Origin of the sequence: Nocardioides marmorisolisilvae, assembly GCF_031656915.1 — a bacterium.
In the GTDB taxonomy this organism is placed as follows: domain Bacteria; phylum Actinomycetota; class Actinomycetes; order Propionibacteriales; family Nocardioidaceae; genus Marmoricola; species Marmoricola terrisoli.
On sequence record NZ_CP134227.1, the window covers coordinates 2366427 to 2380339 of the forward strand.

Annotated in this window: 10 protein-coding genes; 2 read left to right on the forward strand and 8 right to left on the reverse strand. The window is 68.3% G+C overall.

Going from position 1 to position 13913, the window contains the following annotated elements:
* Window positions 1-120: 120 nt before the first annotated feature.
* Window positions 121-5718: a MobF family relaxase gene (mobF, locus tag Q9R13_RS11330; protein ID WP_310961288.1), complete on the forward strand. Its 5598-nt coding sequence runs from the start codon at window positions 121-123 to the stop codon at window positions 5716-5718.
* Window positions 5719-5765: 47 nt separating this feature from the next.
* On the opposite strand, the gene Q9R13_RS11335 is transcribed toward mobF, so the two are convergent.
* The 6 genes from Q9R13_RS11335 to Q9R13_RS11360 all read right to left on the reverse strand — a co-directional run bounded on the left by Q9R13_RS11335 (window position 5766) and on the right by Q9R13_RS11360 (window position 11144).
* Complete coding sequence (locus Q9R13_RS11335) at window positions 5766-6122, reverse strand: hypothetical protein (protein ID WP_310961289.1); 357 nt, start codon at window positions 6120-6122, stop codon at window positions 5766-5768.
* A 188-nt stretch (window positions 6123-6310) separates the two neighbouring features.
* Window positions 6311-7690: a type IV secretory system conjugative DNA transfer family protein gene (locus Q9R13_RS11340; RefSeq protein WP_310961290.1), complete on the reverse strand. Its 1380-nt coding sequence runs from the start codon at window positions 7688-7690 to the stop codon at window positions 6311-6313.
* On the reverse strand, window positions 7687-8172 hold the full coding sequence (locus Q9R13_RS11345; protein WP_310961291.1) for a hypothetical protein: 486 nt from the start codon (window positions 8170-8172) through the stop codon (window positions 7687-7689). The genes Q9R13_RS11340 and Q9R13_RS11345 overlap by 4 nt, the downstream gene beginning before the upstream one ends.
* A gap of 353 nt (window positions 8173-8525) precedes the next feature.
* Window positions 8526-9449 carry an SIR2 family protein gene (locus Q9R13_RS11350; protein ID WP_310961292.1) on the reverse strand — a complete coding sequence of 308 codons (924 nt, stop codon included), beginning with the start codon at window positions 9447-9449 and terminating at the stop codon, window positions 8526-8528.
* 303 nt (window positions 9450-9752) lie between these two features.
* Window positions 9753-10007, reverse strand: a complete 255-nt coding sequence (locus Q9R13_RS11355; protein WP_310961293.1) for a hypothetical protein — start codon at window positions 10005-10007, stop codon at window positions 9753-9755.
* Between the two features lie 150 nt (window positions 10008-10157).
* Window positions 10158-11144 carry a hypothetical protein gene (locus Q9R13_RS11360; protein ID WP_310961294.1) on the reverse strand — a complete coding sequence of 329 codons (987 nt, stop codon included), beginning with the start codon at window positions 11142-11144 and terminating at the stop codon, window positions 10158-10160.
* A gap of 723 nt (window positions 11145-11867) precedes the next feature.
* Here Q9R13_RS11360 and Q9R13_RS11365 point away from each other — a divergent pair.
* The gene (locus tag Q9R13_RS11365) at window positions 11868-12230 is read left to right on the forward strand and encodes a RidA family protein (protein WP_310961295.1); all 363 of its coding nucleotides are present in this window, start codon (window positions 11868-11870) and stop codon (window positions 12228-12230) included.
* Between the two features lie 117 nt (window positions 12231-12347).
* Here Q9R13_RS11365 and Q9R13_RS11370 read toward each other — a convergent pair whose 3' ends face one another.
* Together Q9R13_RS11370 and Q9R13_RS11375 are read right to left on the reverse strand one after the other, a co-directional pair.
* A complete protein-coding gene (locus Q9R13_RS11370) occupies window positions 12348-12842 on the reverse strand; it encodes a MarR family winged helix-turn-helix transcriptional regulator (RefSeq protein WP_310961296.1) in 495 nt (164 codons plus the stop codon).
* A 39-nt stretch (window positions 12843-12881) separates the two neighbouring features.
* Window positions 12882-13904, reverse strand: a complete 1023-nt coding sequence (locus Q9R13_RS11375; protein WP_310961297.1) for an MBL fold metallo-hydrolase — start codon at window positions 13902-13904, stop codon at window positions 12882-12884.
* Window positions 13905-13913 lie beyond the last annotated feature (9 nt).

Genomic DNA, 13913 nt, shown 5'->3' on the forward strand with positions numbered 1-13913 from the left:
CCCGAAACAGGCCTCACCACCCCCGAGAAGCCAGACACGACACACCTGGTGCACGGCCGTGGGCGGGATGGCGGGACGCACCCAGCGCGGCTCGCCCGGCGCGATGTCCACGCAGCGCCGGTGAGGGACCTGTGGTCCGCTGTGATGGGGCTGCACAAGTTGACCGCCGGCGACGGGTACACCTACCTGACCCGGCAGGTCGCGGTGCACGACGCGACCGAACGCGGAAGCCGCAGCCTGGGTGACTACTACTCCGAGCGCGGCGAGTCTCCTGGCGCCTGGATGGGCTCCGGGCTGGCCGGGCTCGAGATCAGTCCCGGTGAACCGGTCGCCGAGGAGCAGATGAGGTCGCTGTTCGGGCTGGGTCGCCACCCCAACGCCGATCGGCTCGCTGTCACCGGTGATCCGGCCGGTGGAGCGTTGGGTAAGCCGTTCCGGGTCTGTGAGGGCTCGGCACCGTTCCAGGTCGAGGTCGCGCGCAGGTTCTCGACGTACAACAAGGAGCACGACCGTGCCTGGAACGCGCCCATCCCAGCCGAGGACCGGGCGAGGATCCGAACCGCGGTGGCAACCGAGATGTTCGCCGACCTGCACGGACGCGCGCCCTTGGACGATCGGGAGATCGCCGGATTCGTGGCCACCGCGTCGCGGCAGCGCACCACCGCGGTGGCGGGCTATGACCTGACGTTCTCGCCGGTGAAGTCGGTCTCAACCCTGTGGGCGCTGGCCCCGCCCGAGGTCGCCAGCGTGGTGCGGTCCGCCCACGACGCAGCGGTCGCGGACACGCTGAGCTGGCTGGAACGCGAGGTCGGGTTCACCCGGCTCGGAGCCGGCGGGGTCCGCCAGGTGCCGGTCACGGGTCTGGTGGCGGCGGCGTTCACCCACCGCGACTCCCGTGCCGGCGACCCGGACCTGCACACCCACCTCGCGGTGAGCAACAAGGTGCAGACCGATCAGGGGCGTTGGCTGGCCCTGGACGCCCGGGTGCTCTACAAGGCCAAGGTCGCAGCCTCCGAGCGGTACAACACCCGCCTGGAGGCAGAGCTGGCCGACCGGCTCGGCGTCCGGTTCGCCGACCGCGCCCGCACCACATCCGGGCAGCGCCCGGTCCGCGAGATCGTCGGCATCAACCCCTGGCTGATCCGCGCCTGGTCGTCGCGGCGTGCGGCCATCGAGGCCCGGCGCAGCCAACTGGCCAGCCAGTTCCAGGCCACCCACGGCCGGCCACCCACGGCGGTGGAGGCGTTGGCGCTGGCCCAGACCGCGACCCTGCAGACCCGCGACGGCAAGCACGAGCCGCGCAGCGAAGCAGAACAACGCGCGGCATGGCGGGCCGAGGCCATCGACGTGCTCGGCTCGGAGGCCGAGCTCAGACACATGCTGCGTGACGCCCTCGAACCCACCACCCCGTCCATCCAGCGCTGCGACGACTGGACCGAGGTCGCGGCGCCGGCGGTGGTCGCAGAGCTGGAGCAACGCCGGGCCACCTGGCAGATCTGGCACGTGCGGGCCGAGGCCGAACGTCGGGTGCGCGCCGCCGCCATCCCGCTCGGTGAGCACGACGCGGTGGTTGAGGAGCTCGTGGGCCGTGTCCTCGACGGTCTCTCGGTGCGGCTCGGGATCCCGGACCCGGTCGACGAGCCGCCGCAGCTGCGTCGCCCCGACCACACCAGTGTGTACGACGTCCAGGGCGCCACGACCTACACCTCGGCGCGGGTGCTGCGTGCCGAACAGCGGCTGCTCGAGATCGCAGGGCAGACCGATGGCCGGCGGATCTCGGAGGTGCGGGTCGGGATCGCGGTGGCCGAGGAGGCCGCGAACGGCATCGACCTCAACGACGCCCAGCAGACGATGGTGCGCGACCTGGTCACCTCCGGTCGTCGGCTGCAGCTGGGGCTGGCGCCGGCGGGGACTGGGAAGACCACCACGATGCGGGTGCTCAGCCGTGCCTGGTCCGACTCCGGCGGCTACGTGCTCGGGCTGGCGCCCTCGGCCCAGGCAGCCCATGAGCTCGGCACCGCCATCGACGGTCGCACCGAGACCCTCGCCAAGCTGACCTGGACGCTTGCTCACGAACCACGCGAGGCCTGGCCCGGCTGGGTGAGCCGGATCGGACCGCGCACCCTGGTGATCATCGACGAGGCCGGGCAGGCGGGCACCGCCGATCTGGCCGCCGCCGTCGAGTACGTCACGGGCCGGGGTGGATCCGTCCGGCTGATCGGCGATGACCAGCAGCTCGCCGCGATCGCCGCGGGCGGGGTCCTGCGCGACCTGCAGCACAGCGTCGGCGCCGCCACCTTGTCGGAGGTACGACGCTTTGCCGACCCCGCCGAGGCCGCGGTCACCCTCGCCGTACGCGAAGGCAACCAAGCCGCCCTCGGGTTCTATGCCGACCACGAACGCATCCACGTGGGCGACCTCGGCTCCGTCACCGATGCCGCCTATCGCGCCTGGGCCGAGGACCGCGCCGCGGGCCGAGACGCAATCCTGCTGGCCCCCACCCGCGACCTGGTCACCGCATTGAACGCCCGAGCCCGCGCCGACCTGCCGCACCGCCCCGGCCCCGAGGTGGCACTGGCAGACGGCACCAGCGCCTCCCCCGGCGACGTCATCATCACCCGCCGCAACCAACGTCGATTGCCGGTCTCCGCGACCGACTGGGTCAAGAACGGCGACCGATGGACCGTTGTCTCATCAACGCCGGATGGGAGATTGACGGTCCGCGGCCTGACGCACCATCGGACGGTCACGCTGCCCGCCGACTACGTGGCCGAGCACGTCCAGCTCGGTTACGCCTGCACCGTCCACGGCGCCCAGGGGATGACCACCGACACCGCCCACGTGGTGCTCAATGGCGAGGAGACCAGACAGGTCCTCTACGTCGCGCTGTCTCGTGGCCGATGCGCCAACCACCTCTACCTCTCCTCGGGGTACGACGGCGACCCGCACAGCCTGGTCCGCCGCGACGTCCTGCTGCCGCCCAGCGCGCTGGACACCCTCACCGAGATCCTGCAACGCGACGGGTCCCAGACCTCGGCCAGCACCGCACAGCGCGAGCTCACCTCACCAGCCGTGCAGCTGCACGACGCCGCACACCGCTACCGCGATGCCCTCGACGTCGCCGCCACCGACCTACTCCCCCCGAGCAGCCTCGAGGAGCTCGACCGTCAGGTCGAGGCACTCTGGCCCGGCCTGACCAGCGAACCTGCCTACCCCACCCTGCGCGGACACCTCGCTCTGCACGCGCTCGACGGCGCCGATCCACTCGCGGCCCTCATCGACGTCGCGGGTGACGACCCGGCGCCCGGTTCGAACGGGGCACGTGACCGGGCAGCCGTCCTCGACTGGCGACTCGCCAGCGACACGGAAGCCGAGCGCCCGCTGCCCTGGCTGGCCGGAATCCCTGCCCGGCTGCGCGCACACCCCACCTGGGGTCCCTACCTGGCTGCCCGCTCGCGTCGGGTCACCGACCTGACGCGACAGGTCCGGCTGCATGCGCTGGCCTGCTCTCCGGGCGGCATGCCCGCCTGGGCGGCCTCGACCGCCCTGCGCAGCGACCACGAACTGCGTGCCGACCTCGCGGTGTGGCGCGCCGCTCTCGGCGTCACCCCAGACGACTCGCGCCCGACCGGGCCGCGCCAGCCCGCCGCCGAGGCCGCCGCACACCAGCGGCACCTGCGCCAACGGCTGCGCACCGCCGGCCTTACACCAACACCGGCGCAGCTGAACCAATGGGCCGACCGCTTGCCCGCCTCCTTCTCCGGCGACCTCGCGACAAGGAACCTCTGCCGCCGACTGGACGCCCTGCAAGGCGCCGGACTCGACGTCGACCGACTGCTCCACAACGCCCTGACGCGTGCGCGCCCGCTGCCCGACGAACACCCCGCCGACGCGCTGTGGTGGCGAATCGTCGGACACCTCGGACCGGCCGCCCTGCGCGCGGACAGCCCACAGGCCACCACGCTGCGCCCCGACTGGACCCCGCTTCTGGCCGCCCTCTTCGGAAGCGACGTCGCCGAGCGCGTCATCGCCGACACCGCCTGGCCCGCCCTGGTCGCCGCTGTCCACGCCCGCCCGACCGGCTGGAGCGCCGAGGGCCTCCTCACCGCCGCAACCAGCCGCTCCCAGATCCCAGCCGACGAACTGTGCCAAGCACTGGTCTGGCGCATCGCCACCTTGACCGACGAGCCCACCGACCCCGAAGAACCCGAGCCCCACCCGACCACCGCTCCCCCGACGCCGAACCGTCCGGCCCTTGCTCAACCGCGAAAGCGGGGGACCTCGAAGACCCGGATCCACGAGCTCAACCAGACCGCCTGTGACTACTATTGCGAGCTGTATCCACGCTCCTGGGCGCCCGGCTACGTGCAGACCCGACTCGGCACCGACCTCACCGGGAACGGCCGATTCCCGATCGGCTACGCGCCTCCCGGGCCAACCAGCCTGGTCCGGCACCTCACCGGCGCCGGCGCCACCGAAGCCGAACTCCTCGACGCCGGCCTAGCCCGCCGCACCGACGACGGCGCCCTGATCGACACCTTCCGCGACCGGCTGATCTTCCCCATCCAGCACCACGACGACCGCAACGAGGTTGTCGGATTCATCGGCCGCCGCAACCCCACCAAAGACACCCGCGCCCAGCACGGCCGCGTCGGACCGAAGTACCTCAACACCAAGACCACGGCCGCGTTCACCAAGGGCGACCACCTCTACGGCCTTGCCGAGGGCCGCGCGGCTCTCCGACGCGGCGCGAAGCCCGTGCTGGTCGAGGGCCCAATGGACGCCCTCGCGGTCACCCTCGCCGGTGGCGGCCAGTACGTCGGGATCGCGCCGCTGGGCACCGCGCTGACCACACGCCAGGTCGACGCACTGAAGTCTTACGTAGCCTCCGATCCGTCCGCGATCATCGTGGCCACCGATCCCGACGCTGCCGGCTGGCTCAGCGCCAAACGCGCCTACTGGATGCTCACCACCCGCGGCGCCGATCCACAGCACTTGGCGCTCCCCGACCGGCTCGACCCCGCCGACCTGCTCCGCACCAACGGCACGCCCGCACTGGGTCGAGCACTCGACCAGTCTGGGCCCCTTGCCGACGCCATCCTCGACCAGCTCATCGACTCCCACCGGCAGCACCCCGAGTCTCCGGCCGCCCGGCTGCGGTTGGTGCGCGAGGCTGCACAGGTCATCGGCGCACTTCCACCCGTCCAGTGGGCCGGGCACATCGACCGGGTCCAAGACCTGACCGGCCTGCCCGCCGGCATGTTGCACCTCGAGGTCCTCGACACCGGGCAGGCCTGGACCAATGACCCAGCGGCCAACGCGGCGGCCCACCTCAGCGAGCTCGCCGCCCGGCAGCGCCACGCCGCACAGGGCACCTATCGCGCGACCACGCGGTGGGCGGCCCAAGCCGAGTCCGCCAGTCCCGGAATCACCGCGACCCCGGACTGGCCGCGCATCCAAGACCTTCTCACCCGTGCGCACGCCGACGGCCATGACGTCCCCGCACTGCTGGCCCTCACCCTGACTCGGGCAGATTGCCAGCGCGGTTCGGAGCCAGCCCGTACCGCTCGCTCCGTCGTGGTGGCACTGGCCGTCACCGTCGATCCCGAGGCGTCCCAGCGGCCGAGGACCTCAGCGCCAGCGCCGAGCCCGACGCCTCACCGCACCGTCGGCCCACCGCCCGCGCCAACCACCACCCCACGCGGACCGAGCCGATAGAGGCGGCCAGCCCCCCAGGAAACACGGTCACCGCCAGGGCCGGGCTCTCAGCCGGAGGCCTCACGGCGCCGGCGCGCCCGCGCCTGAGCATCACTGCGATACAGCGCATGGCGGGCCGCGCCCGGGCTGGGCTGGTGTCGCCCGGGCGGACAGCCGGTCGGACCGATCCGCTGCGAGATCAGCCCCAAGAACGTCGGCAGCGTCTGCTGCTGCCAGATCGCGAGCGGCCCCGGTCTCGCGGCGTAGCCCGCCTCCCAGCGCAGGCACGCCAGCGTTGCGAGCTCGTGGACGATGTGCGGGTGCTCGATCCAGCAGACCGGGATGGTGCGATCGACCCGCCAGGTGTGCTGCTCATTGATCCAGTCGACCACCTCGTCGAGCCACTTGTAGATCTCGCTACGCACGTCTGGGGCACAAGAGGCCGGGTCCCAGGGCCGATCTAGGGTGGCGACCTGCTCACGCTCACTGCGTGCCGGCTCTTTGTCCTTCCCAGGCTCGCAATCGGCCGCAACCTGGAGCTCGACCAACATCATGGCGAGCATCGAGCAGGGCTGGGGGAACGGCCTAGCCATCGAAGCGGGCTCCCCCTCCATCAACCTCCCCCGCCCTCGGCACGCGCGATGAGTCGTGCACGAGCCGCTGCCTGTGCCTCGAGCAGCCGCCGGCCACGCCTTCCGTCGATGCACCGGCTGAGCTTGACGACGAACGGCGCCAGAGTCTCGGAGACCACCAGGGCATGCCGGTCGGGCAGTTGGCGGATCTCCTCGGGCCGCAGGGTCGGCACGTCCTCGCCGTACCAGCTGCTCCCCCACCCGCCACGCTGCAGGTTGAAGCTGCGCCGCGGCACCCGGGCACTACCCACGAGCTCGGAGACCTCCTTGTAGAAGGCGCCGTCCTTGCCGCCCCCGTAGACGACTAGGTTGTTGGTCAGCCCGAACAGGGTGCGGGCCTCATCCTCGCCATAGATCATCACAAGCTGTCGCCAGGTCTGGGCGGCATAGATGAACGACAGCCCCAGCGCCCGCTCGTTGGCCATCCTGGTCCGCAGAGTCGGCAACGGCGTGGTGGACGGCAACTCGTCCAAACAAGCCAGAAACGGCGGACACAGCCTCCCGTACGGCGAGCCCATCGCCAACTGCAACGCGGTGTCCAACACATGCTCCGCGATCGCCGTCATCAACGGCGATGCGGATGCATAGGGGTCTTCCCGACCCAGCAGATACACGGTGCCGCCGCGAGCGATCAGATCGCGCAGATCAGTCGCAGCCCGGTCCGGTCCAGGAATACAACGGCGCCGGATCGACTCCTGGAAGAACAGCGCCATCGCCTGCTGCACCGTGGTGATGGTGTTGCCGGCAGTGCGGTCATCGCCGTGCAGCGCGCCACGCAGCAGACCGTCCCAGAAAGGTGCCGCACCCGGATGGGCGCGCAGGATCTCCTCGGGATGACCGGCGTTCACCGGGTCGGCCACCCAACCCAACACCGCCTCCAGGCTCCGCCTATCGAGAGCGGCCGCATGAAAGAAGGCCTGCAGCACCTTCGCCGCCTCCGCGGCATAGAAACGCGCCGCCTCGTCTCCCGAGCCGTGCGTGATCGCGCCCCTGACCGTGCCCGCGGTGAACGCCTTCGCCCGCCGCTCGGCCACCATCGAGTCCGCACATCCCGCCACCGGATCCCACACCAGCGGCGTGGCGCCGGGGACGAGATCGAACGGATCCAGCACGCGGACCGGCCGGTCCCCCGATGAGCGGGCGGCCATGGTGAGCAGCAGGTCCTCCGGCTTGGTCAGCGTCACCAGCGCTGCGCCCGGGCACGCGAGCAGCGCCGGCGCCAGCAGGTCCAGCGTCTTGCCCGACCCCTGCGGCCCGTAGACACCCGCCGTCCGGTCATAGGGCACCCAGATCTCGACGCCCCTCGGGCTGCTCGAGCGACCCACCCGCCACCCGACCCCGCTTCGGTCGAACCCGGTCATCGCACGACTCTTCGCCACCAGCGGCGCCGGGGTGGCGGATACAGGTCAGGTCTCACCGCGCGTCGCCGAGACCACAGTGCCCGTGGTCCGATCGCGGCCTCGATGTCGCGGCGGCGCGCCAGGCCGAACTGAGTGCCCGGGCCCACGGTGCGCCAGCACAGGATCGCCGCCATCACGGCGAGTGCGAGTACGCCGACCTCGAGCGCGCCGACGACGCCGTACACCACCCAGTCCGGCGGCAGCGCCGCGGTCTGTGCGCCAGACAGACCCTCGCCGGGCCGTCCGGCCAGCAAGCCCGCGACGCTCGGGATCAGGGCATGATCTGGCCAGACAGGTCCGCTGCCCCCGAGGAAGGATGCGGCGGCCTGCCCGGCCGGGAGCGCGACGGCAGCCAGGACCAGCCACCCGCCCAGGATCACTGCCGGGATCTCCCAGGTCAGTGGCGGCACCACATCGGCACGCGAGGCCTGAACCCGACGCATCAACGGCCCACCGACCCGATGCGGTGACTGCAGTCGTACTCCATACCTTCCACAGGCGACCACAGCACGAGAACGTGGACACGGTGGCCGGGCCCATGCGCCGCAGACGAACCGATTCGGCGCCGATCGTCTCGAATAGCAACGGGGCCGGCCACGGATGAGACCAGCTTCCTACGTCCTTAGGTACATCCTCAGGTGTGTAGCCCAGTGTGACGCGCGGCGGCAACCCCTACGAATCCGGTGTGGGTGAGCGAGCGGCAGAAACCCTACCCAAGGCTCGCTCGACACGCCCCTGCGTCGCCGTCTAGCCAACGAGCTCGCTCAAGTTCCGCTGAGCCTTGTAAGGATGGGCCTTACCGCTCCATCCACGAGATGGCAGCGCTCTCCGAGAGTAGGTCAGTGGCGGTCGGAAGATGCACGGCGGCCGCGTCTGCGGCCCAAATCTTGTTTCCGTTAGCGAAAGCGGAAAATCCGCCTCCTGAGATTGCGTAGCAGGAGAACTTACACGTGGGCCACAGCTCATCCACGGTCTCCATCGCTGAGGACTCGTTCTCCGCGACCACAAACAGCCGAGCGTCTGCCCGTAGATGCTCGGCGAGCAAGTCGAGGAAGTGTCTCTCTCGGCCGCGCCAGCCGATTGTGACTACTGTTGTCACTTTGTTCAGATCCTTCGCGAGGGAATCGAGGTGGGACCGTGGGCAGGAGAAGCTCGCTTTGGACCTGGCTGGGATTGCCAGTGCGGGGAGCCAATACGTCTGACTCTGTGGGTGTCGGTACGGGTCACCATCGTCAGGCTCATCGACACGAAAGGCATCGGGCAACCATTCAAGGCTTGGTGCACGTTCGATGAGCATATGCAAGACATCTTCTGCGTCCTGCACTTCTAGTCCGATGTTTGGGTTCAATCTTGCGGCCTGGCTCCAGTTGACTGAACCATGCGGTTTGTACAAGTGCACGGCCGCCGATGATACGTAATCGTCGATATCTCCGAACCGCAAGCCATAGACGTCTTGAACCGCGAACTCCAATAGCCGATCGTAATTGAAAGTCACGAATGTCGCGGCTTGTCCCTTTGCTTCAAGCGTCGGCGCTAATTCATTGACCAAAGAAACGTAGTTCGTCTGGCCAAGTGCGTCCTTATGCCATCGACCCGGGAGTTGAGTCAAGAGCCGAGACAAGTATGCGCGCAGCGCGACGAGCTGCGGCTGCAGCGCGCTGAAAGAACCCCGCTGTTCCTGATAGGTTTCAAGAACCTCTTCGATATCCTCGCCGGCCACGGCCGCGCTCCTGAGGTGCATGAGCAACGGGGTAGCACGAAAGAACTCGCGCGCACACTCCTTCGCCTCCCTGCTGGACGGCTCAAAGAGACCGGTTGCTAGAGGTGGTCGCCACTCCCCGTCCTGCATGTGCTCTTCGTGCTGATCGGATCGAAAGGGGCGCCTTGGGTCGCTATCGAACGACGCACCTGCACCAAAGATGAACATGAGCACGCCCACATCATGCTCGAAGTTTTGAGACTATTGTGCTCAAGCGCCGATCAATCCCCCTGGGGAACCATCCCAGTGGGCTGATCCGTGCGTTCAGGTCCGCGTCACTCCGCTGTATGGAGCGAAGTACAGGCCGCAAGCGGCAACAGTCACGACGACACCGGCGCCCCAGACGAGGCCGTCTCCGATTGCAAGACCCACCCCCACGAAAGCCGCGCCTACGACCACGAGCAGCACTCCGAGTACGCCGCACATGACCATCCGCTCGAACTGTTTGGCACCAACCTCGCCGATCACAGCGGTGAGGTCGCGGAGTCGACCCCGCGATATGTACTCGCTCTGGGCCAAGCACGCACGATCCCACGACGCTGATGCCGGCATCAATCCCGGTCATAGCCGTGCGCTTCACCCCTGGAGGGCACATGAATCGACCACGGACCGACGAACGAGATGGATGTGCGTCGTTCCGCCGCGATGCCGGACACACGGTGGTGACACTCAGCGAGCCGCAGGCTGGTCGGCCGAAAGTCGGTTGCGGAGACCGGCCATCTTCACGAAGTACCTCCGGGCGGCAATCGCTAGCAGGGTCGCCCCGGTCTCAGTGAGCCAGGTCTCGCGGTCTCCGTCGTGCTCCTCTACTGGATGGAGGGCGTAGTTGCGGACCTCGCGGAACATGTGGGCTTGGGTGACGACCTCGGTGATGGTCGCGTTGCCGGGCGAAGGCTTGACGTCGCGCAGGTTCTGCTCCGTAAGGCGGATAACCTCAGCGACGTCACGGCCCTCGTCGACCTTCTTCGCGAGTGCCTGCGGCGGCGCGGGCACGGCGCGCGCGAGGTTGAACCACGCCGCCTCAGAGGCAGCAGCCAACAGGCTGGACGACGCGAGATAGAGGCCGCGCTGGAGCGCGCGACGGCTCTCCCGGACCATGGTCATGCCGCGTGTGCCGAGGATCGGGTCGAGGCCGGACAGCAACTCCTCAATGGGCAGCAGGACCTCGCTGCCTTCGCCGTGGAGTGGCCGGACCGCCATGAAGCGTGGGGTAATACCTTGATCGCTGATGTACGGCGAGTGGACAAACACGGGGGCACTGGAACTGCCGCCTGGGTAATCGACCGGGATGCGTTCGGGCTGGGTCTCGTACTGGTTCCCTTCAGCGCGGCCCAAGATTCCCTCAGCGACGAGTTGGGCTAGCGCACGACGCACTGCGTGGCGCCCGCGGAGAACGGTCAGATGCGGATCGTGACGGTCAGGGTCGGCAAGTCGACGTCCGGGATCCGTAGAGGGTTGCGCCGTGAACTTGGTGCGCTCGGCGGGGCGCTGGCCGCCAACAGCCTTGAGCCACCGGTCTTCGAACTCGGTCAGCAACACAGGCTTGGTTGCCTCGGCGAGCGCCCCCAGGATCGCTGTGCGGGCAACTAAGACGTCGGCCTCGCTGGGGCTGACGGCCTGCTGCATAGCCTCGATGAACGGAGCCTCGAAGTCCATTGGGCCAGTCTCGCCGAAGATACCGACAATAGGGTCGCATCGCCGTCCTGTGTTGTCCCGAACCCATATGTCTCGATCCACACAGCTTGGCCATCACGGAGAGGCGCGCGGATTCGGCATGGTGCGTCATACCGCCGCCAATGCAGCATGGTGTCAACGGACCACAATTCTGGCGTCTGCAGCACCGAACAGCCTCACCTCCATCACACCCGACGTCGCCAGCCCTGCCTTGGTGACGATGCAACCGGGCTTCGATGGTGGCCCTAGCGAGTGAGAGGGCGGCAAATGAGTACGACGGCCGCTGAGCTGATCATCCCTGCGCCGACCGATACCGGTGCGTTGGCGAGGATACTGAGCTTCATCAACGCGCACGAGCCACGTCATGGCTCCTCGTCCACCTCTGTGTTCTTCTGGTTCGGATGCGAATGACCGGGCCGAGCGGACTGAGCAGCTGCACGCGATCTTGAAGCAGGTGGTGCAGGCGCTGGGTCACGAGCAGTAGATCAGCATCCGGAGCGGACCCCTCTCCCCAGCCACAGGGATGTCGCTGACGTCGGCAACCGACGAAGCTCTCGGGCCTGCGCAGGTCGACGGTCAGGATGCGGAACGCGGCTCGCGCCTCGTCTCGGACATGCGCTCAGGTAAGCGTCACGGATGCCCTTGGCTGCACAGCGTGGGCCGCAAGGTCTGGATTTTGGAATCATTTAGTCCTAAGCTTTTTCAATGCAAGCCTTCACTAACGACGAGTGCGCCCACCCCTACAGCCCGGCGTACGACGACAACGGCACCGTCTACGTTTCCGGGGCCCTGTCCGTCGACGACGACGGAATCGCTGTAGCCGGCCGGCGAGAGGCCCTCGACGCCGCCTTACGAAACCTGTCGAAGCGCCTGGCCACGGTCGGACTCGGCCTTGAGCACGTGGTCAAGACGACGTATTTCGCGACCGACGTGTCCCTGCGCGACGAGGCGAACGAGCAGTACGCCGAGGTCTTCGCCAGCCCTCGTCCCGCGCGTTCTTTCGTTGGCGTGAACAACCTTCCCTACGGTGCCATCGTTGAGATCGAAGCCGTCGCACGTCGTTCCTGAGCCAGGCCCGCTCAGCCTCAATCCACCGAACTCTTGGCGTTGAGAGAACAAGGGGCCAGGGTGACCGGATGATGTCGCGCAGCAGTCGAGGCATCGGTGGATGCAGCCTAAGTTGGCTCACTCGTGCGCGACCAGCAGCCTGCGCAGCAGACTCAGCAACTGCGTCCGCTCAGAGTCGTTGAGTGCGTGGAGCATCTGATCTTCGTGAGCCCAGTGCCGTTCAGCCAGTTCATCCGTGAGCGACACTCCGCTGGGGGTGAGCTCGACAAGACGGCCACGAACATCGTGCGGGTCGACAAAGCGGTGCACCAGGTTGCGACGGCTGAGGCGATCGAGCCGTTTGGCCACGCTGCCGGACTCGACGAGCACGGAACGGCCTAGTTCCCCCGGGCTCATCGGCCTTCCCCACCTGCGCAAGGTGGCCAACACGTCGAAGTCCGCGGTGCTGAGCCCCACCGCCGCGAAGACTGGGCGGAGCTCGTTCTCCAGCAGTCCAGCCAGGCGGAGCAACCGACCGAGCACCGCCATCGGCATCGTGTCCAGGTCCGGTCGGCGCTCACGCCACTGCGCGATGAACAGGTCGGTCTCATCTGGCTGCTGCAGCGTGGTCATGACATGAGAATACCTTTGTCCGAAGATATTTTCGAGGCGTCAACGCTGGGGAAAGGCGAGCTGGTGCAGGTCGTGGCCAACCACGACCTCGCCACCGAATCCGGAGCGTACGGCGCGACGCCATTCCCGATCGCTGACCTCCCGCGGGTCTCCTGGGCCTATGTGCGACAACGCAACCTGCCGCGCGCCTGCCTCGCGCGCGATCCGACCCACGTCCTCCGGAGGTGTGTGCGAGCTCTCGAAGAAGTCCAGCAGCGCCTGCGGGTAGCCGATGCTCGCGTAGTACGGGATGTGCATCGTCTCATGCACGAGGAGGTCTGCTCCCGCGGCGAGCCGAACCACGTTCTCGTGCGGAGCGGTGTCGCCGGAGAACACGAACACTCCGTCCTCGGTCTCGAACCGGTAGCCGAACGAGGGAAACACCGGCGGATGCTTGACCAGGGTAGCGCTCACCCGGACGCGGTCATCCTCGAAGACCACGAACGGCTCCATGTCAGGCGTCACCGCATCGGCTGTCGCACCGGTGTCGGCCGGCGGAAGCACGTCGTGCGCTTCAATCAGCGAGGCCAGTCCCGTCCGGCTGTTGTAACGGGTCCGGATGTTCAGGTCGTAAGCCCAGGCGCCCACCGCACCCGCGAGTAACTCACTCGTCCCTGGACTCGGGTTGTCCGGATTAGCCAGTGGCGCGGGCGTGACCCCGGGTGTCGACGCTGGCAGTGCGTGTGGGTTGCCCGGACCGAACACTTTCACCGGGGAGACCAGACCGTGTCCCCCGGTCCCCCAGCCGAGCAGGAAGAGATTGAACAGGTCGGCCACGTGATCAGAGTGCAGGTGCGTCACGAAGGTCGCCGCCAGCGAGCTCATCATCACGCCCGACTGGACGAACTTGCGCACGGTTCCGTAGCCGGCGTCGACAAGGTAGGAACGGCCGCCCACCACCAGGAGGCTCGCGCACCCCTGCCGTCCCGGCTCGGGGTACGGCCCTGCGGCTGTGCCGAGCAGGATCACCCGGGTCCGGGTGCTGCGCAGGTCGCCGGTCAGCTGGGTCGCGTCCTGTGGCACGGGCTGACC